This is a genomic window from Rhodococcus sp. NPDC059969, assembly GCF_042738325.1.
Lineage (GTDB): Bacteria > Actinomycetota > Actinomycetes > Mycobacteriales > Mycobacteriaceae > Rhodococcus_F.
In genome coordinates, this window is record NZ_JBHWUF010000001.1 from 480,801 (window position 1) to 498,423 (window position 17,623).

Below are 17,623 nucleotides of genomic sequence, written 5' to 3' on the forward strand. Positions count from 1 at the left end.
TTGGGGTAATGGAACAGTAATATGTGCTGAGTACCCACGGACAAACGGGAGACATCAGTGAGCAAGTTCGGACGCAAGAAGCAGCCCACACCCAAGAGCTACCAGTGGCTGGCCATGACCCTCATAGCGTTGTCGCTCTCCGTGTCGATCGGGATTGCCGCCAAACCCTCCTGAGCTCTCCGAATCCGAAACTTGTAACCCCGCGTCCATCTGCACATGGGCAAATAGGTGCAATTCGGACGCTTAGCTGTTCTAACTTTCCTTCCGTCGTGTCACCTCGGCACCGACGGAGAGGATCAACTCACCATGCGAAGCTCACGCTTCGGCGTGCTGGCCGCTGCCGGCGCTGTCGGACTAGTGCTTGTCACCAGCAGCGTCCAGTCCATCGCCACGGCGTCACCGTTCGGTTCGCTCGACGCTGGTTCGAGTTCCGGTTCGGCCGAGACCCCGGCGTCGACCGACGGCGGTTTCACCTCCAAGACGCCCTACACTCCCGGCCAGCGCATCGCCGACTATCAGGCGCCGCCGACGGGATACTCCCCGGTGTACACGGAAAGCGTTGCGCGCCATGGTTCCAGAGCGCTGTCGAGCCTGAAGTACGACGACCTGAGCCTGCAGCTGTGGGAAATCGCCGAAGCCGAGAACGCATTGACTCCCGTAGGCAAGGAATTCGGCCCGGCCCTTCGTGATCTCATGGCCGCCAACAAGAAGCTGGGGTACGGCAACCTCAGCGGACTCGGGATCACCGAACACAGGCAGCTCGGCGCGCGGGTCACCGAACGCCTTCCCCAACTGTTCGACGCCATCGCAGCGCAACAGGGAACCATCACGTTGACCTCGTCGGGTGTCGACCGTGCCGTGGACAGCGCTGACAACTTCGCTCAGGGCCTGACCGGTGCGTTTCCAGCCGTCGCCGGCGATGTTGCACCGGTGACGACGGATGCCGATCTCCTCTACTTCCACGACTCCGATGCAAATGCCGACTACAAGGACTACGAAGAGTCCGATCCTCGACTGAAAGCCGTCGACGACCAGATCGCCGATCTTCCCCGCACCCGCGAGGTCTCACGGCACATGATGCTCAAGCTCTACTCGGAGAATTTCGTCAACCGCCTGAGCGCGGGCGAGTACTCACTCGTCGACCGCGGCAAGGGTTCCAGCACGATCGACAACGAGGTCGACGCTGCATACATGCTGTACAACACGTACATCATCACTCCGGGCATGGCCGAAGAAGGCAAGTGGAATTTCGAGCGATTCATCGAACCTGCCGACGCACAATGGCTCGCGTACACGAACGATGCCGAGGACTTCTACGCCAAGGGTCCGGGCTTCACCGGTGAAGACGTCACCTACCGGATGGCTACCGTGCTCCGCGACGAGTTCCTGCGCGGCTTGCAGGAACACAACGGCGACGACGCCGTACCGGGAGCGGATTTCCGGTTCGCACACGCAGAAACGATCATCCCCTTCGCGGCGCTCCTGAAACTGCCGGGAAGCACCGTCTCGCAGGCGGAGGGCGACCTCTACACCTATGCGAACAACCCCTGGCGCGGAGCGCAGGTCAGCCCGATGGCTGCCAACGTGCAGTGGGACGTCTACGCCGGGCCGGACGGCAAGCGTCTGGTCCGAATGCTCTACAACGAGCGTGAGACAGCCTTTGCGGCCCCGTGCGCTCCGGTGAGCGCCGGAAGTTTCTACTACACGCCGGACGAACTGGCCCGCTGCCTACCGGAGATTTCATCGGCGGCCTGAGATCCGGCAACTCGGGATCCGGGCCGAGGTCGACGAGGGCGCGCCCATGCCTGATGCAATGCCAGCATGCGCGCCTTCTCGTCGTCCTCCATCAACAAGGCGTCGCAGATCCTCACGATGACCGGAGCCGAAACACCCACGGACGTACCCTGTTCCAACCGTTGGTAGTGATTGAAACTGATGTCGGCAATCTGTGCGACATCACGCCGACTGAGGCCGTGCATGCGGCGAGCACCCTCGCATCGCATGCCGACCTTTTCGGGTGCAAGGCTGTTTCGTTTCTCGACGAGCATCTGGCTCATCAACTGACGCGCGCTCGACCCGTTCACGTCGCCACCTTTTCCATCCCTGAAATATGCTTTCACCTAACATGTTTCAGAATATGGGATGGGACGGACCCGGCGGTATCTCCGAGATGACAGATAATCACGCGATACCGCCAACTCTGTGCCTGTTCAGGCTGTGAACCCTGTGATGATCAGGCTATGAACCTGCCGATCGTCGGATTCGACTGGCAGATGGGACTACTGCCCCAGTTGATCGAACCGAACGCCGTCGCAACGACATTGCCGACGCCGGTATTGACCGTCGCGGAGAGATACGGGTAAGTCCCTACCAGGTCGACGATTCCGGACTTGCCGGTGTCTGTATTGACCCACGCAACGGTGACCTGTCCGGCCGCCGGGAGTGGCGCAGCTGCCGGGAACGAATCGAAGCGAATATCACCCTTGGCGATGGGCGGATTGGCCTCTGGTCCGGACTGGCCGGTGAGACCGGTCAACGAAGCCAGCGACCCCTGATTCGGACACCCGATGGTGACGGCGGCGCCGCCGAAAGGGTGGGGCGGATCAGCCGAGGCGACTCCGGCGAACATGACGCTCGCGGCAATCGGTAGTCCGATGGCCGCAAAAACCCCGGCCGTGCGTGTGACGCTCATAGCTGCTCCTCGGGTCGACAACACTTTCCGGATACCCCTGGTACAACGCCCGAAACGAAGGAAAGTCGACTATTCACACCCCCTAGACAACGCGTGTTGTCAGAACTACAGTCGGTGGTGCAGCTCACACCTACCTCTGCCGCATGCAGACCAGCCCCATGGAGTGTTCAGATGAAGCGCTACGACCTCCGCAGTCGCACGGATCGACTCGATCCCGAAACCGATTACGAAGAGATGTCGCGCATTCTCGCGGCACAGGAGTTTCCCTGGGACATCAATCAAGCGCTCAGCTTCGCGCTGTTTCGCACGTACGCAGTCCCCTCCATCGGCAAGCTCCTCTTCTCCACGGGCGAGTTCACCGACAAGGTTCAGAAACGCTACGACGACACCAGCCTGATCCTCGACGCGATCCTCGAGCACGGCCTCAGCAGCACCGAAGGCCGCAAGAGCGTGCGTCGAATGAATCAGATGCACGGCTCGTACGACATCTCCAACGCCGACATGCTCTACGTCCTGGCCACCTTCGTCGTCACGCCGGTCAGATGGCTCGACGCGTACGGCTGGCGAAAGATGACCGAGAACGAGATCGTCGGGTCGACGAACTACTACCGCCACCTGGGTCGGTACATGAACATCAAGGACACGCCTGACACCTACGAGGGGTTCGTCAAACTTCTCGACGACTATGAGCGCGAACACTTTTCATTTGATCCGGGTGCGCGGGCCGTCGCCGATTCCACCCTCGAACTGATGTGCACCTTCCCGCCCAACAACCTGGCGCCGAAGGCTCTGGTCAAGGGATTCGCGTTCGCCCTCATGGACGATCACCTACTCGACGCCTTCCACTACAAGCACCCGAGCACCGCGATGCGCGTCGTCTCACGCGGAGCGCTGAAAGTCCGCGCGCGTCTGCTGCGGTTCTTCCCGGTGCGCACGAAGCGGAAATTCGCCCGCGAACTGCCCAACATCCGCAGCTACCCGAACGGTTACAAGGTCGAAGACCTCGGCACCTTCCCCGCCGGATGTCCGGTCAAGCACCTCCAGGCGGACCAGCAGGCCCAAGCGTAATAACGCTGTGCTGAATAGCCTCTGTCATGCCTGAATTATGGAGGCGTCGCGACCAGTACGACGCAGGGTGATCAATTCATGGTTTGTCTCGGCGTCGTGTCGACGCCCCTCTTCTTCGAAGTCCATCAACTCGTAGAATCTGCGGGCGCGTTCGTTGAGGGTGTAAACCTCGAGTGTCACCTCGCCGTGCATGGTGGCGGCATGTTCGACCAACGCCCGCCCGACGCCCAACCCTTGTGATGCCGGCGCGACGAACAGTCCCCCGATTTCGGAGCCGATCATTCCCAACAGGCCAACAACTTCGGAGCCGTGCTCAGCCACCCAATTGTCGGCCTGAATCAGATAAACCTCTCGCATCTTCTGCTCCCGTTCACCGGTCCCCTCACCCGCAAGAAACGGGTGGGCTTCGCGGGCTGCACGAGACCACAGGTCGACGACCACGTCCTCATCCGAGGGCTGGTAGCGGCGAATGATCAGATCCTGGTTCACAATCCGACAATACCCTCCGGCATCAGACCATTTGCTGGTGCCGAACTGACCAATCTCGGATTTACCCAGACCGCGGAAGTCAGCACACTTCAAAAGATTTCGCATCTTTGTACAGGAAACTGGATGTCACGCAAAACGATGTGGCCGGTTGGCACGAGCGCGGATCCTGCAGCAAGCCGTAATCGCAATCCCGGTGTCAAGTCTCCGGGCAGTTGTTCACTTTAAGACGCTTTTCAGGTGCGGTAAGCATCGGAGCGGTGCGCGATCGAGGTGACCGTCACCCGGCGGGCGTCATCGTCGATCAAGTACAGCACCCGATACGTACCGCGCCGCGCCGAATACGCCGGAGCCAGCGGCGGATCGAGCCGCTTTCCGACCCGGTGAGGGTTCTCGAGCAACGGACCGGTGATGAACGCGTAGACCGCGACCGCAACCTTCTCGGGCAAGCCCGCTTTCAGCGATCGAGCCGCAGAACGCGCCACCGCCAGGACATAGGGTTCGTCAAAGCCGCTCACTCCTCGCTCTTACCCAGGAACGCAGCCAAACCGGCAGCATCGAGGGTGTCCCCGGCCTGCGCCTCAGCCACTCCCGCCAGATGTCCGGCCAGTAGCGATTCATCGGCCAGCACGGCGATCGTCTCGCGCAACGCGTCATAGTCGTCGGCGCCGAGCAGCACGGCGGCACGATGCCCGTTGCGGGTGATCTCGAACCGTTCGTGTGTGCGCTCGGCCTCGTCGACGAGACGAGAGAGCTGCGCTCGGGCGTCGGCCACCGGGAGAGTTGTCATGTACATAATTCTAGCGCACATAGGCTAAGGTGCGCTCGCCGCGTCGCAGGGCAACCTCCGGGATCGAGGCCCACCAGGAGTTCGATGGAGACCGGTACACCTTCGTTCAAGCGTTTAAGCAGCGTGAAACTAGCCGACGAGCTTTGACTTCAGAAGCGCGATCGTGTCCGGAGCGAGTCCGAGACCTGCGGTGAGATAACCATCGACGGTTCCGTAGTCGCTGACGATCTGCGCGAGACCTGCCTCCAGATACGAAGCGTCGACACCGAGAGCGGGCTCGAGATTGGTCGCCACCTGCGGGCTCAGGGCCTGAGAGATCTGCGCGAGAATCTTCTGGTTGGTCGCCTGAAGGTAGGTGTTGCTCAACAAATAGTCGTCCATGATCGTCTGGGCGGGAACACCGGCGATGGACTGCAGCAACATCGCGGTCCAACCCGTGCGGTCCTTGCCTGAGGTGCAATGGAACAACTGCACCCCGTCACTCGCAGCGATGTTCGAGAGAACCTGCTTGAAGCCGGCGCGCCGCACGGGGTCGGTGACAAAACTGCGGTTGGTGTCGACCAAGAACTGCTTGGCCTCTTCCGGCGACTTGATGGTTGTGGCGAGCTGGGTGAGATCCTTGAACTCGATCGGGATGTTCGTGTACGTCACGCCGTCCGGAAGCTTGTCTGCGCCACCGATGAACGGGTTGGAGATCTCGGTTGCACCGCGCAGGTCATAGGCGTCGGCAAGTCCGAGACCGGTGAGCGTCGCCTTGTCGGCGTCGCTGGTCGCGGTCAACGCATTGGACCGGTAGATGACGCCGCGCTTAAGGTGCGAGCCATCTGCGGTGGCGTATCCCGTCCCGTCGTTTCCTGCGATGTCGCGAAAGTTGGCCACGGAGGCCAAGTTCGGTGTCGGCGCGAGCACCGGATCGAGTGAGCCGAGATCGACCGAACCGAGTGATCCCGTGCCCAGGGAACCCAGGTCAAGCGGGATTGCCGTAGCGGGAGCGGCAAACAACAGACCTCCGGTGACAACAAGTGCGGCGGCCTTCGCGGTGCGAGCGAACAACATTCGTGTGCGTGTGGACATGTGGCAGTGCCTTTCTCTGTGTGAGGTGATCTGGAGTTACGGTGATCTGTAGTTAAGGTGCGACGTCACCGATGCCGGTAAATCCGTATCGCTGATGGGGTCCGATGACTGCTACCTCGAACAGGCCTGTCCCGATGCGGGTTACGCCGTCCTCGACGAGGGTGAACCGGGCAAGGTTGTCGACCGGGCACAGCATCTTCTTCCACGGTTCGATGTCCGAAACCTTTTCTCGCAGGCCTTGAACCACCAGTTCGCCCTGCCACATCCCGTGGCGCCAATCCTGCTCGAGTCCGTAGCCCGTGCCGACACCGATGTAGTTGGGCAGTATCGGTTCGCAGGTGATCTCCATAATATGGTCGGGCTCGCCTGGTGCACCGGGGCGCCGGAAGTACAGAGTTCCGCTCTTCACCTCGCGTGTACCGGAGATGAAGGTGAGTTGGTGGTCCGGTCGACCCAACCACTCCGGCTCCCGCGAGCGGTCCGCCCAGACGCGAGTGGCATCCTCGAGGATTCGGCGGCCCTGCTGATCTTCTTGAACGATCGTGACGACGGTGAAGTCGCCGAATTGCATGATCGAGTAAATCCAGAAGAAGTTCTGACTGCCTGCTATCGCCGGATCCGCCTTGCGCCCAGGTGGTTCCGCTTCACCGACCGGTCGAACACCCCAAGACCGATCGCGATTACCCCGCCACGTCTCCGGCGTGACGGGAATGACGTCGCCGTCCACGGTCAGAGATCCGGACCACGTGCCTGTCTGGACGAATCGTTGGGTGTCGAAGGTGACTCGTTCCAGCTGACGGTGGAAATGCCTGGCCTCGAGATTGGCCGGACCGTCGGACTCGAAGGTGAGGTCGAAGCTCAGATCCGGCGCCTCGGGGCTCGGTTCCAACACCACACGCAGTCGGTGCAGACCCTCGATGATGTCGATTCGCAGCGGGCCTACTGACAGGTCCATTCGATCGTCACCCAAGGCTCGCGATGCCCGGAAGACTATATGGTCTTCGCCGCGCCGAAGAACCGCAAAGCCGTCGCATACACCAAGATTGGGGTACTGACCGAGACCGATGATGAGAAACAGCGGCTCGGTGTCGCCGTCGACGCCGGCATGAGCGTTGAAGTAGTAGCGATCGTAGAAGTTTCGATCCGAGGTGCCCACGTGGCGGATGGTCTCCGCGATCTGATGTACCGGGTAGTCGTCGAGCGGGGACAGTGTCATCGCGATTCTCCTGTCGTGACGGGGGCTGTTGCGAGCGGTGCTGTTGCAAGCGATGCCCAATACGTGCCGTCGAGCATGGCTTCGAGTGTCTTGTGGTGCAGGATCATCTCGTCCGGGTTGTCGGGGAACTCGGCCTGACCGAAAGCCACTGCGCGGCTTTGAACTCGGAACATGATCACCGCATGCCGCAACGCGGCGTACACGATGTAGAAATCGAGATCCGCTACCTGGTGGCCGGACAGCGAGCGGTAGGCATCGGCCACGTCCTCACGGCGCAGGAAGTCCGGCATTCCGGGGAGGCCGGCCATGGCCGCAAGATCCTCGAAGAACCTGTGCTGGAAGATCATCCAGCCGAGGTCCAGCTCACGTGGCCCCAGCGTAGCCATCTCCCAATCGAGGACCGCCGCCGGTTCGAAGTCGCGGTAGATGATGTTTCCGATCCGCGAGTCACCCCAACTGAGCACGGCTGCACCGGCATCGACGGGAAAGTTCGTCTCGATCCAGTCGAAACCGCGCTCGATCAAAGGAGATCCTGGTCCGTCGGCTGTTGCCCACTCGTAATAGCTTCGCTGCTCCTCGAGGTGGGCGCGAAGTGCCTCTGTGCCAGTCGGTTCGGCACCGCCGCGGCACAACTCGGGGAGAGCCAGGTGCGGATCGGCCATCGCGTGCAACTCCGCGAGTACACGGACCGATGACTGCTGGAGTCGAGAACAGTCGTCGGCCGAAGCTGCCGAGAGCCAGGATCCGAACGTGTACGGCATGACATCGGGCGGAATTTCGCCGTCGCGGCGCTCCATCACGAAGAACTCGCCGCCGAGTGCGTCCGGATTGCTCTCGGACCAGTACACCCGCGGGACCGGCACCGAGGTGTGTGCGGCGACGGCGCTCATCACCTGAAACTGCTGGTCCAGGTTGTACGACGGAAAGATCGGCACCGCGCTGTCTCGCGGTGCGATTCGGGCGACAAGGCGGTGCTCGGCACGGACACCGTCCTCGATCCACGTCGCGTCGAAAAGCACGGTTTCGTTGGACATGCCGTTCGCGGCCGGCACCTCGACCGAGGTCACGGAAGGTTTCGAGCCTCGCCACAGCACGGTAGCGAGCCAGCTTTCGAGGTTGCGCCGCATCTCGGTCGGGTCGTTTCGGGATTCGCCGGGTCTGGCGAATTCGGCGTAGTCGGGATTCTCGCCTGAGGTTTCTGTTTCGGTTCGAAGGTTCATCACCACTCCTCGTGGTTCGGTGGCGCCGATGCGCACGTGCCGATTGTCGATACAATATGTATCGACTAAAGCCGTGACAGAATGTAACGGCCATCACAGCGATACCGCAAGGGATTTGCCGAAAATGTCCAAAGATTCCGAAACTCAGCACCGCCTGGGCCCGCAGCGAAACCCTGCAATCGACGACGCAGTACTGGACGCGACCAGGCAACTGTTGGAAGAAAAGGGGTATGCGGGCACGTCCATCGACGCCATCGCCACCCGTGCGGGAGTGGGGCGCCCGGCGATCTACCGTCGGTGGCCGTCGAAGGCGCACATCGTCAACGACGCGATTTACCCGGTGCTCGACGTCGAACAGGGCGCCGACATCGACACCGAACTCGGCACCGAGGGCACGATCACGGATCAGATCCGCGCGCTGGTGCACGGCGCGGTTGCACTGTTCGCAGCTCCCGCCACGCGAGCCGCTGCACCCGGGCTGATGAGCGAAGTGCGAACAAACGCGGAATTGCGTGAGGTTCTGGTGGTGCGGCAACTGGCCGGAGTCCGCGTCGAGCTGAACCGTCGACTGGAAGCGGCGAGGGAACGAGGCGACATCCGAAGTGGCGTCGACGCCGACGCTCTTCTCGACATCATGGCAGGTGCGGCCATCTTCGCGATGTCGGTTCGGGACGTCCCAGACCCGGGACCGTTCGCCGACTCACTCGCCGACATAGTGCTGAACGGCATCCTTCCCGACGACCGCTGAACCCTGAACCGTTGGTTTGCGCTGCCACGCGCGAAACGATGGACATAGGCATGGTCCGGACCAACTGACAGCACGCTCAGTGTTCATCCATCGACGTTCACCCATCGAGTGGGACCGTCTGTCGCTGCCTAACTTCTGCGATGTATTCACGGATGGCGTCGCGATTTTTCACCAGAAAGCTGATCTTCTCGTCAAGTCCCGACGCCTCCGCCTCGAGCATCGACAGCATCTCCGGTGTCACATCGCTCATGTGAATGACGCGTTCTTGGTCCAGGCAAGGAAGGATCTGCCGGATCACTCGCGTCGGGAAACCCATGTCCAACAACCCGCGTATCTGAAAAACCCGGTCAACCATTCGTTCGTCGTAGTCGCGGTAACTGTTTTCGGATCGTCTCGGAGCAATCAGGCTTTGCTCCTCGTAATACCGCAAGAGACGGCGGGATACCCGTGTCGCTTCCGACAGCTCGCCGATCTTCATGTGGTCGCCGATGTTTCGAGCGACGCTGTCTGGAGACGCTCTCGCAACGTGCGCACCCGGGTGCTCGCCCCGAAGGCAGCGGGAAACTGTTCGAGGAGAAGTGGGATGTCCCGGCCGTTCACCGCTGGCCGCAGTCGCACGCCATGCGCGCCAGCCGATACGAGTTCGTCGATCCGGTGCATCAGTTCACCCACCGAACCGACAAAAATGTCGGTGTCGGATGAATACGGTGCGCCTGACAACTTGTCGAGGGCACGCTTCTGCTGCACCGCCTCAGAATGGGTCGCGCCGAGGAAGACCACGAGATCCACCAGGATCGCCAGCGGCTCATCGATCAAATTTCGCTGCACTGCAACACATTCAGCATTGACAGCGTCGAGAACATCACCGATGGTGACACCATTGACACTCGGAGTTGGCGTCACCAGGATGACATCAGCCGAGGCAGCGGCCAACCGATAAGGAACTTGGGCGTGATGCGCCAGCGCGACAACGACAGGTCTCAAGCCTTCTGCAACAGGGACGGCGAGTGGCCCGGAAACCTCGAAATTCGTTGTCACAATTGACTTGTCAGAGATCTTGTCGATATCGACGAATCGGCCATCGGCGCCTTCTTGGAGTGCGCCTTCGGTCCATGTCGACCACAATGCTCGGAGTATTTCGATCGACTCGGTCGCTCTCGAGAAGACCTGCTCCAGTCGGGTTCCAATCAATTCGGGGAAGTAGATGTCGGACTCTCTCAACTCCGGCACGGGTTGCGGACGAACGAAATGACGTCTGTCGATGCTTCGCGAAGTGATCTGGGCACGGAGGCCGACTCGGCCCCCGCTCAAGAGATTGAGCGATGCGATTTCGGTGGCGATACTGTATGGCTCACTGTGAGTCAGGTTTCTCGCGGCGATCACGCCGACTCTCTGCGTCCCGAAAACAGCCAGTGCCGTCAACGCTACCGGCGACAACCGACCACGAACCTGGTCTTCCTTGTCGTCGATTCTCCTGAAGTCCGACGACTGCAAACCGATCGATTCTTCGAAAGTGACAAAATCGAGGACCGATGCATCTATGTCGCGCAACAACTCCGACCAGTAGTGAGCAGTGAAGAGTTCGGCAGGGGCATGCCCCTGCAATCGCCATGCCGCCGGATGCCAGCCAGCTGGTTCCAGCGCGATACCGATGACCGGTGACCGATGGATCGGCGGCCTTTGAATCGACGGCGTTGCGTTCATGCGTGTGCCTGACCTTCCTGATGGATTTGTGCAGGTGACCGGAACCCGTCTCCGCGTGCGGCCCACATGATCACCACGCAGAGCAGGGCTAGTGCGACCGTCCACCACGGGAGGGATCGAGCACCGTTGAGAGACAACAGAACTCCACCCATCACCGCACCTGCTGCCATCGCACCGTTCCACAGCGTCGTGAGAACCGCTTGAGCCTCGTCTGCGTGTGAGCCCGCAGCAACCGCTGCCGAAGTTTGCAGCAGAGTCGGAATTCCACCCCACCCCAATCCCCATACGGCAGCTGCCAAGTAGACGAGCAGCGCATCCCCCGTGGTCATTGCCAGTATGGTTGCGGCGACCGCAATCAGGATGGCACCGACAAAGGCAAAGGTCCGTAGTCGCGTGTAGATTTGTTTGCCCACAACAACAATGCTGATCAGGCATGCCACTCCGAAGGTCAATAGAACGAGGTCATTGTCATCTCCCATTCCGATCGACTCGAGGAACGGAGCGATGTACGCATACAGGATGGTGTGGCCCAACACCACCGTGAACGTCACGATCAGAACTGCGTCGACACCGGGAATGCGTGCCGCCTCGAACATGCTTCGCCGTCTACGGTCGCGGGGCCGACCTGGACGATCGGGAACCGACACCGCGATTGCAACGAGTAGCGCAACAGCCAGTATCGACATGAGATAGAACGGTGCCCGCCACCCGGTAGCGTTGCCCAAGTATGTCCCGAACGGAACGCCGAGCGCGAGAGCGAGCGGAATTCCGGCCATCGCGAACGCGATGGCGCGACCCTCGAGATGTTTCGGGGCAAGACTTCTGGCGTATCCGGCGAGCAATGCCCAGGCGATACCTGCAGCAACTCCCGCAATGAACCGGGCGGTCATCGTCAGAAAATAGTCGGAAGAAAATGCAGTAACCGTGTTGGCGAACGCAAACCCGAGAATCGAGTTCAGCAGTAACACCTTTCGTGACCAAGACGCCGTCGCTGCAACCAGGGGAATTGTCGTCAGCGCCGTCCCCAGCGCGTAGATCATGATCGTCTGCCCGGCGGCCGATTCACTGACATCGAGACCTTCGCTCATTGCCGGCAACACTCCCGCTGGGAGCGTTTCCGTCAGGCTGGTGATGAAGACGGACGCGAACAACGCCAGCAGGGGAACGAGCGGAAGTGCTTCCCCGCGATCATGTTCCGCAAGAAACTGTTTCGCTCCTGATGTGTGGTGCTTTGAATCGATGTCGTCTGCCATGAAACGATTGTCAACCTTCACATCAATGTGAAGGTCAAGCTCTCCGCGAAGATCGGACCGCGAATCAATCAATCTGATGCCGTTCAAGTTTGGTCTATCCAGTCGAGGAACTGCCCGTGTCCACCGGCTAGCCCGTGAGGTGTGCCGTCAAGAGAAACAACAAACTTCCCACGGCGCGCCTCTGGTGATGCCGTCAACTTGGCATCGACTTCGGGCAGAACCCCGAGACCTTCGTTCGCTATCCAGCGACATGGCAAAGCGCGAACAGCTTCTGCGAATTCATCTCTGGCAGTTGGGGTCAGGTAGTTGAGTACCGCACTGTGAAAGACCACGATCGTTGTTTCCCGTGGCGCACACTCGACGAGATCGGCAACAGCCGACGTGAGATCTCCGCGAACCAGATGAGGCGGATCCGCACGAGCGAGTGCCGCTGCGTCGCGCAGTCGCCGCCGGCGGTGGTCCTGTTCCGGCCACACAAGACTCTCCAACCATCTCATGTCGTCGGTGTCGCCTACATCGAGTGGGTTCAGGTCGATGCCCGCCCGGTACAACACGTCTGGGACTCTCTCCGGAATCGGCGGACTGCCGGTCGTCGCACACTCCAGCAGAACGGTGGACGGACCATCTACTGGATGCAGATACCTTTCGCCGTCGTAGAGAAAGCTGTAGCGGTCCGGATAAAGGCACAGGCCTGCCGAAGCACCGACTTCGATGAGGGAGAGCGGGCCCTTCAACAACCCGAGAACGGGAAGCAACACAGCAACGCGGCCTGCTTCATTGGTCTGTGTAGTCCGGATCCGCGCAAGTTGTTCCACCTCTGACCAGTTCTCGCTCAACCACCGGCGGAACGACGCGTACGGCTCAACCGGGGCACCGAGGTGACGGCTCGCCCCGAACACCAGGTTGGGTTGCCTGCGGGGTTCTGGAAGCCGATCGACCAGAGCGAGGACTGCTGGATCCTCCGATACGCCGATGCCCCATTCCTCGTAGATCGCTGAGTTCCCTCGAGCCTCCACTTCCGCGAACGATCGGTACCAGCGCGATGTGTCCACCGTCGATGTCTACCGGATGGCGCGTGGTGCGGAAAGGTTTTCGATCACGCCGACGTAACTCGAAGACGTCCCCGACGTCAGGCGTACTGGCCTGAGAACCCTCCCCGACGACAACCAGGCGCGAACCCCGCCGACTATCCTGTGGGGCATGACCGAGCCTGTAGCGACCGCTGACCTTGCCGACGAGATCGGACCCGACATCCGCAGCTGCGACACGCAGTTCACCCAGTTCGGTGGACGTGAAGTTTTTGCCGGCCCCATCACCACCATCAAGTGCTTCCAGGACAACCTGCTCGTGAAGCAGACCCTCAGCGAACCGGGCAACGGTGGAGTCCTCGTCGTCGACGGTGACGCAAGCATCCACACCGCCCTGGTCGGCGACATCATCGCCGGCCGCGGCGTCGACAACGGCTGGGCCGGCGTCATCGTCAACGGAGCCGTCCGCGACTCGGCGATCCTGCGCACCCTCGACATCGGCGTCAAGGCTTTGGGTACCAACCCGCGCAAGAGCACTCAGACCGGTTCGGGTGAGAAGAACGTGCCGATCGAAATCGGCGGCGTCACCTTCAACCCCGGCGAGATCGTCTACAGCGACCAGGACGGCGTCGTAGTTCGCGAAAGCTAGTCAGAAGTCGCGGGGTCAGGCGGGGGCTTCCACTTTGGCGGCCATCCCGCCGATCTCGACGACATCGCCGTCACGAAGCTGACGGCCACGGCGATCTTCGACCTCACCGTTGACCGAAACCATGCCGTCGGCGATCACTTCCTTGGCCTCCGCGCCCGATTCGATGAGGTTCGCGAGCTTGAGAAACTGACCGAGCCGAATCATTTCGTCGCGGATGGGTACTGCTGGAATGTTGTCGGTCATGTCAATCATCTTCCTCCTCCCACAAAACTGGACACGACAGACCACACTTAGCGTGAGGATCTGATCGACCGGTAGGAGAGGAAGCTCGATGGCACCATTGACCGAGGTATCGGACACCACTGCAGAGTTGGTGGAATCGCCACCCGAAAATCCGCGCCAGGCGCGTCGATTCCGCAAAGGGCGGTTCAGCCAGGTTCCCCATATCTCGGGACTGATCCTCGGAGTCTTCTCCGTACTGGTGTTCCTGTGGAGCATCTCGCCGGTACTGCGGCACATCCTCCGCGTCCCACGCGAATACATCGACAGCTACTACTTCGACGCACCCGATACGAGCCTGTCGTGGGCGCTCGTCGTCGCCCTGCTCGCCGCTGCCCTCGCGAGCCGCAAGCGCATCGCCTGGTGGCTGCTGACGATCTACCTGGCGCTGATCACCCTCACGAACATCGCCTCCGCGATCGTCGACAAGAACCCGAACAACGCCGTGGCAGTTGTGGTTCTGCTGATCGTGATCGGAATCCTGATCGCTGCGAGGCCCGAGTTCTACACACGCGTACGACGCGGTGCCGGCTGGAAAGCTCTCGGCGTACTGGTCGGCGGTATGGCTGTCGCGACCGTGATCGGTTGGGGTCTGGTCGAACTCTTCCCGGGCGACCTGCCGCAGAACCAACGATTCCTGTGGGCTCTGAACCGCGTCACCGCTGCGGCTTCGGTCGACAACGAGGTGTTCGACGGTCACCCGCGCGTCTTCGTCAACACGGTCCTCGGTCTCCTCGGTGCCATCGCGCTACTCGCAGCCGTCATGACGCTCTTCCGCGCGCAACGCTCCAACAACGCCCTCACCGGAAACGACGAGTCCGCGATCCGCGGGTTGATCCAGAACTTCGGTGCCGACGACTCTCTCGCTTACTTCGCCACCCGCCGCGACAAGGCGGTCATCTTCGCGCCGAGCGGCAAGGCGGCCATCACGTACCGCGTCGAGATCGGCGTCTGCCTCGCCAGCGGTGATCCCATCGGCGATCCCGAAGCGTGGCCGCACGCCATCGAAGCGTGGCAGGGGCTCGCGTCGCAGTACGGCTGGGCGACGGCAGTCATGGGCGCCAGCGAAACCGGAGCGACGGCGTACAAGAAGGCGGGCCTGAGCGTCCTGCAACTCGGTGACGAAGCGATCCTGCGCACCCGCGAGTTCAATCTCAACGGACGCGACATGCGCCCCGTCCGTCAGGCCGTCACCCGCGTGAGGCGCCACGGCGTCACTGTCCGGATGCGACGCCATCGCGACGTCCCGCCGGAGGACATGTCGGCCGTCATCATCCGCGCCGACGACTGGCGCGACACCGACACCGAGCGCGGCTTCTCCATGGCGCTCGGCCGACTGGGCGATCACCTCGACGGCGACTGCCTCCTCGTCGAAGCCGTCATGGGTGAAGGCACCGAGGACGAAAGCGTCGTCGGCATGCTCTCGCTCGTGCCGTGGGGACCGAACGGCGTTTCGCTCGATCTGATGCGTCGCAAGCCGACTGCGCCCAACGGAGTCATCGAATTGATGGTCGCGGAGTTGGCCACACGCTCGGACGAGATCGGCGTCGTACGGGTCTCGCTCAACTTCGCCGTGTTCCGCTCGGTATTCGAGGAAGGTTCGCGCATCGGCGCCGGCCCGATCCTCCGCATTTGGCGCTCGGTGCTCGTCTTCTTCTCGCGCTGGTGGCAACTCGAAGCCCTGTACCGCTCGAATGTGAAGTACCAGCCTGATTGGGAGCCACGCTTCCTCTGCTTCGAGGACAACCGCGAACTGCCGCGCGTCGGATTCGCGTCGGCCATCGCCGAAGGCTTTGTGGTGCTGCCCAGTTTCGGGCGCAAGTCGAGCCAGGTCGTCAAGCACACCGGCACGCATGTGGCGGTGCCCGCCGCTCTGGTGACGTCCGAAGGACTGCACGCCGACGGCAGCCCGCCGGACTCGGCGCCGTCGTTCACGACCAACGGTCCGCGTCGACCCGAGCAGGTCCGCGTGCGCATGAACAAACTCGCGCAACTGGCCGACGAAGGAATCGCCGCCTACCCCGTCGCCTACCCGCCGACGCATACGATCGCGGCCGCAGCGAAGTCGCCGGAGGGCACCCGTGTACGAATCGCGGGACGCCTGCTGAGGGTTCGCGACTACGGCGGAGTCGTGTTCACGGACGTGCGCGACTGGTCCGGCGACATTCAGGTTCTGGTCGACCAGGACAACGTCGGCCGCGAGAAGTTGGCGGAGTTCGCCGCCGAGTTCGATCTCGGTGACCTGATCGAAGTCAGTGGAACCATCGGACGCAGCCGCAAGGGCGAGCTGTCGCTCATCGCCGTCGAGTGGCGCATGAACGGCAAGTGCCTGCACCCGCTGCCGGACAAGTGGAAGGGCCTCTCGGATCCAGAGACCCGCGTCCGCCAGCGGTACCTCGACATCGCCCTCAACCCGAAGGCCCGCGAACTGCTCGAGGCCCGAAGCGCCGTCGTGAAGTCGCTGCGCGATTCACTCGGTGGTCGCGGATACCTCGAAGTCGAGACCCCGATTCTGCAGCAGGTGCACGGCGGCGCGAATGCCGCTCCGTTCCTGACACACATCAACGCGTACAACCTCGACCTCTATCTCCGCATCGCACCCGAGCTGTACCTGAAGCGCCTGTGCGTCGCCGGTATGGAGAAGGTGTTCGAGATCGGCCGCGTGTTCCGCAACGAGGGCGTCGACTTCAAACACAATCCCGAGTTCACGATCCTCGAGGCGTACGAGGCGCACAGCGACTACGAGGGCATGATGCGGATGTGCCGCGAGTTGATCCAGGCGGCGGCCGTCGCAGCGTTCGGTCGCGAGATCATCATGCGACCCGGCCCGGACGGCGAACTGGTCGAGGTCGACATCTCCGGTGAGTGGCCGGTGAAGACGATGCACGGCGCCGTCGCCGAAAAACTTGGTGTCGACGTCTCCCCCGAGACGAGTCTCGAAGACCTGCAGAAGCTGTGCGACGCCAACGAGATCCCGTACCAGTCCAGCTGGGACACCGGCGCCATTGCGCAGGAAATGTACGAGCACCTGGTAGAGGACTACACGGAGTTCCCGACGTTCTACACCAACTTCCCCACCTCGATGTCGCCGCTCACCCGGCCTCATCGCAGCATCCCCGGCGTCGCCGAGAAGTGGGACCTGGTGGCGTGGGGTGTCGAACTCGGAACCGCGTACAGCGAGCTGACGGACCCCGTGGATCAGCGCAACAGGCTCACCGAGCAGTCGATGCTGGCGGCCGGCGGTGACCCCGAAGCAATGGAATTGGACGAGGATTTCCTCCAGGCTCTCGAACACGCGATGCCGCCGACGGGTGGTCTCGGGATGGGCGTCGACCGAATCGTCATGCTGATCACGGGTGGCAGCATCCGCGAGACGCTGGCCTTCCCCCTCGCGAAACCGCGTCAGTAGTCCGGAT

General features: G+C 61.8%; 18 protein-coding genes. 5 read left to right on the forward strand and 13 right to left on the reverse strand.

All coding sequences use genetic code 11. The features are described 5' to 3' along the window. Positions 1-306 precede the first annotated feature (306 nt). Positions 307-1,755, forward strand: a complete 1,449-nt coding sequence (locus ACFWAD_RS02255) for a histidine-type phosphatase (protein WP_378541049.1) — start codon at positions 307-309, stop codon at positions 1,753-1,755. On the opposite strand, the gene ACFWAD_RS02260 is transcribed toward ACFWAD_RS02255, so the two are convergent. After that, positions 1,701-2,084 carry a helix-turn-helix domain-containing protein gene (locus ACFWAD_RS02260; protein WP_378541052.1) on the reverse strand — a complete coding sequence of 128 codons (384 nt, stop codon included), beginning with the start codon at positions 2,082-2,084 and terminating at the stop codon, positions 1,701-1,703. The two genes, ACFWAD_RS02255 and ACFWAD_RS02260, sit on opposite strands and share 55 nt — an antisense overlap. A 149-nt stretch (positions 2,085-2,233) precedes the next feature. Further along, the gene (locus ACFWAD_RS02265) at positions 2,234-2,692 is read right to left on the reverse strand and encodes a hypothetical protein (protein ID WP_378541054.1); all 459 of its coding nucleotides are present in this window, start codon (positions 2,690-2,692) and stop codon (positions 2,234-2,236) included. Between the two features lie 171 nt (positions 2,693-2,863). On the opposite strand from ACFWAD_RS02265, the gene ACFWAD_RS02270 reads away from it, so the two are divergent. Then, complete coding sequence (locus tag ACFWAD_RS02270) at positions 2,864-3,760, forward strand: oxygenase MpaB family protein (protein WP_378536312.1); 897 nt, start codon at positions 2,864-2,866, stop codon at positions 3,758-3,760. Between the two features lie 24 nt (positions 3,761-3,784). On the opposite strand, the gene ACFWAD_RS02275 is transcribed toward ACFWAD_RS02270, so the two are convergent. The 6 genes from ACFWAD_RS02275 to ACFWAD_RS02300 form a co-directional block, all read right to left on the reverse strand. Then, positions 3,785-4,249, reverse strand: a complete 465-nt coding sequence (locus tag ACFWAD_RS02275; RefSeq protein WP_378541057.1) for a GNAT family N-acetyltransferase — start codon at positions 4,247-4,249, stop codon at positions 3,785-3,787. Positions 4,250-4,482: 233 nt separating this feature from the next. After that, complete coding sequence (locus tag ACFWAD_RS02280) at positions 4,483-4,764, reverse strand: type II toxin-antitoxin system RelE/ParE family toxin (RefSeq protein WP_378536308.1); 282 nt, start codon at positions 4,762-4,764, stop codon at positions 4,483-4,485. Further along, a complete protein-coding gene (locus ACFWAD_RS02285) occupies positions 4,761-5,036 on the reverse strand; it encodes a type II toxin-antitoxin system Phd/YefM family antitoxin (protein ID WP_374105663.1) in 276 nt (91 codons plus the stop codon). Before ACFWAD_RS02285 ends, ACFWAD_RS02280 begins: the two co-directional genes overlap by 4 nt. Before the next feature lie 129 nt (positions 5,037-5,165). Continuing rightward, positions 5,166-6,110 (reverse strand): tyrosine-protein phosphatase, encoded by a 945-nt coding sequence (locus ACFWAD_RS02290; RefSeq protein ID WP_378541059.1) that lies wholly within the window; start codon positions 6,108-6,110, stop codon positions 5,166-5,168. Positions 6,111-6,162: 52 nt separating this feature from the next. Next, a complete protein-coding gene (locus tag ACFWAD_RS02295; protein ID WP_378541061.1) occupies positions 6,163-7,326 on the reverse strand; it encodes a hypothetical protein in 1,164 nt (387 codons plus the stop codon). Beyond that, positions 7,323-8,546, reverse strand: coding sequence for a phosphotransferase family protein (locus ACFWAD_RS02300; protein WP_378541063.1), 1,224 nt, complete (start codon positions 8,544-8,546; stop codon positions 7,323-7,325). The genes ACFWAD_RS02295 and ACFWAD_RS02300 overlap by 4 nt, the downstream gene beginning before the upstream one ends. Positions 8,547-8,670: 124 nt before the next feature. Between ACFWAD_RS02300 and ACFWAD_RS02305 the strand changes: the two genes are divergently transcribed. Continuing rightward, on the forward strand, positions 8,671-9,294 hold the full coding sequence (locus tag ACFWAD_RS02305) for a TetR/AcrR family transcriptional regulator (RefSeq protein WP_378541066.1): 624 nt from the start codon (positions 8,671-8,673) through the stop codon (positions 9,292-9,294). Between the two features lie 97 nt (positions 9,295-9,391). On the opposite strand, the gene ACFWAD_RS02310 is transcribed toward ACFWAD_RS02305, so the two are convergent. The 4 genes from ACFWAD_RS02310 to ACFWAD_RS02325 all read right to left on the reverse strand — a co-directional run bounded on the left by ACFWAD_RS02310 (position 9,392) and on the right by ACFWAD_RS02325 (position 13,303). Then, the gene (locus ACFWAD_RS02310) at positions 9,392-9,772 is read right to left on the reverse strand and encodes a MerR family transcriptional regulator (protein ID WP_007735825.1); all 381 of its coding nucleotides are present in this window, start codon (positions 9,770-9,772) and stop codon (positions 9,392-9,394) included. Continuing rightward, positions 9,769-10,998, reverse strand: coding sequence for an LLM class flavin-dependent oxidoreductase (locus tag ACFWAD_RS02315; RefSeq protein ID WP_378541069.1), 1,230 nt, complete (start codon positions 10,996-10,998; stop codon positions 9,769-9,771). Before ACFWAD_RS02315 ends, ACFWAD_RS02310 begins: the two co-directional genes overlap by 4 nt. Then, positions 10,995-12,251 carry an MFS transporter gene (locus tag ACFWAD_RS02320; protein ID WP_378541071.1) on the reverse strand — a complete coding sequence of 419 codons (1,257 nt, stop codon included), beginning with the start codon at positions 12,249-12,251 and terminating at the stop codon, positions 10,995-10,997. The genes ACFWAD_RS02315 and ACFWAD_RS02320 overlap by 4 nt, the downstream gene beginning before the upstream one ends. A gap of 83 nt (positions 12,252-12,334) precedes the next feature. After that, entirely contained in the window at positions 12,335-13,303 is a 969-nt protein-coding gene (locus ACFWAD_RS02325) for a DUF2332 domain-containing protein (protein WP_378541073.1), read from the reverse strand. A 148-nt stretch (positions 13,304-13,451) separates the two neighbouring features. Here ACFWAD_RS02325 and rraA point away from each other — a divergent pair, with 148 nt between their 5' ends. Further along, positions 13,452-13,928, forward strand: coding sequence for a ribonuclease E activity regulator RraA (rraA, locus tag ACFWAD_RS02330; protein ID WP_003943552.1), 477 nt, complete (start codon positions 13,452-13,454; stop codon positions 13,926-13,928). 15 nt (positions 13,929-13,943) lie between these two features. Here the strand turns inward: rraA and ACFWAD_RS02335 are convergent, their stop codons facing one another. Then, the gene (locus ACFWAD_RS02335) at positions 13,944-14,171 is read right to left on the reverse strand and encodes an RNA-binding S4 domain-containing protein (RefSeq protein WP_003943569.1); all 228 of its coding nucleotides are present in this window, start codon (positions 14,169-14,171) and stop codon (positions 13,944-13,946) included. An 88-nt stretch (positions 14,172-14,259) separates the two neighbouring features. Here ACFWAD_RS02335 and lysX point away from each other — a divergent pair, with 88 nt between their 5' ends. Continuing rightward, a complete protein-coding gene (gene lysX, locus ACFWAD_RS02340; protein ID WP_378541074.1) occupies positions 14,260-17,616 on the forward strand; it encodes a bifunctional lysylphosphatidylglycerol synthetase/lysine--tRNA ligase LysX in 3,357 nt (1,118 codons plus the stop codon). The last annotated feature ends 7 nt before the right edge of the window (positions 17,617-17,623 follow it).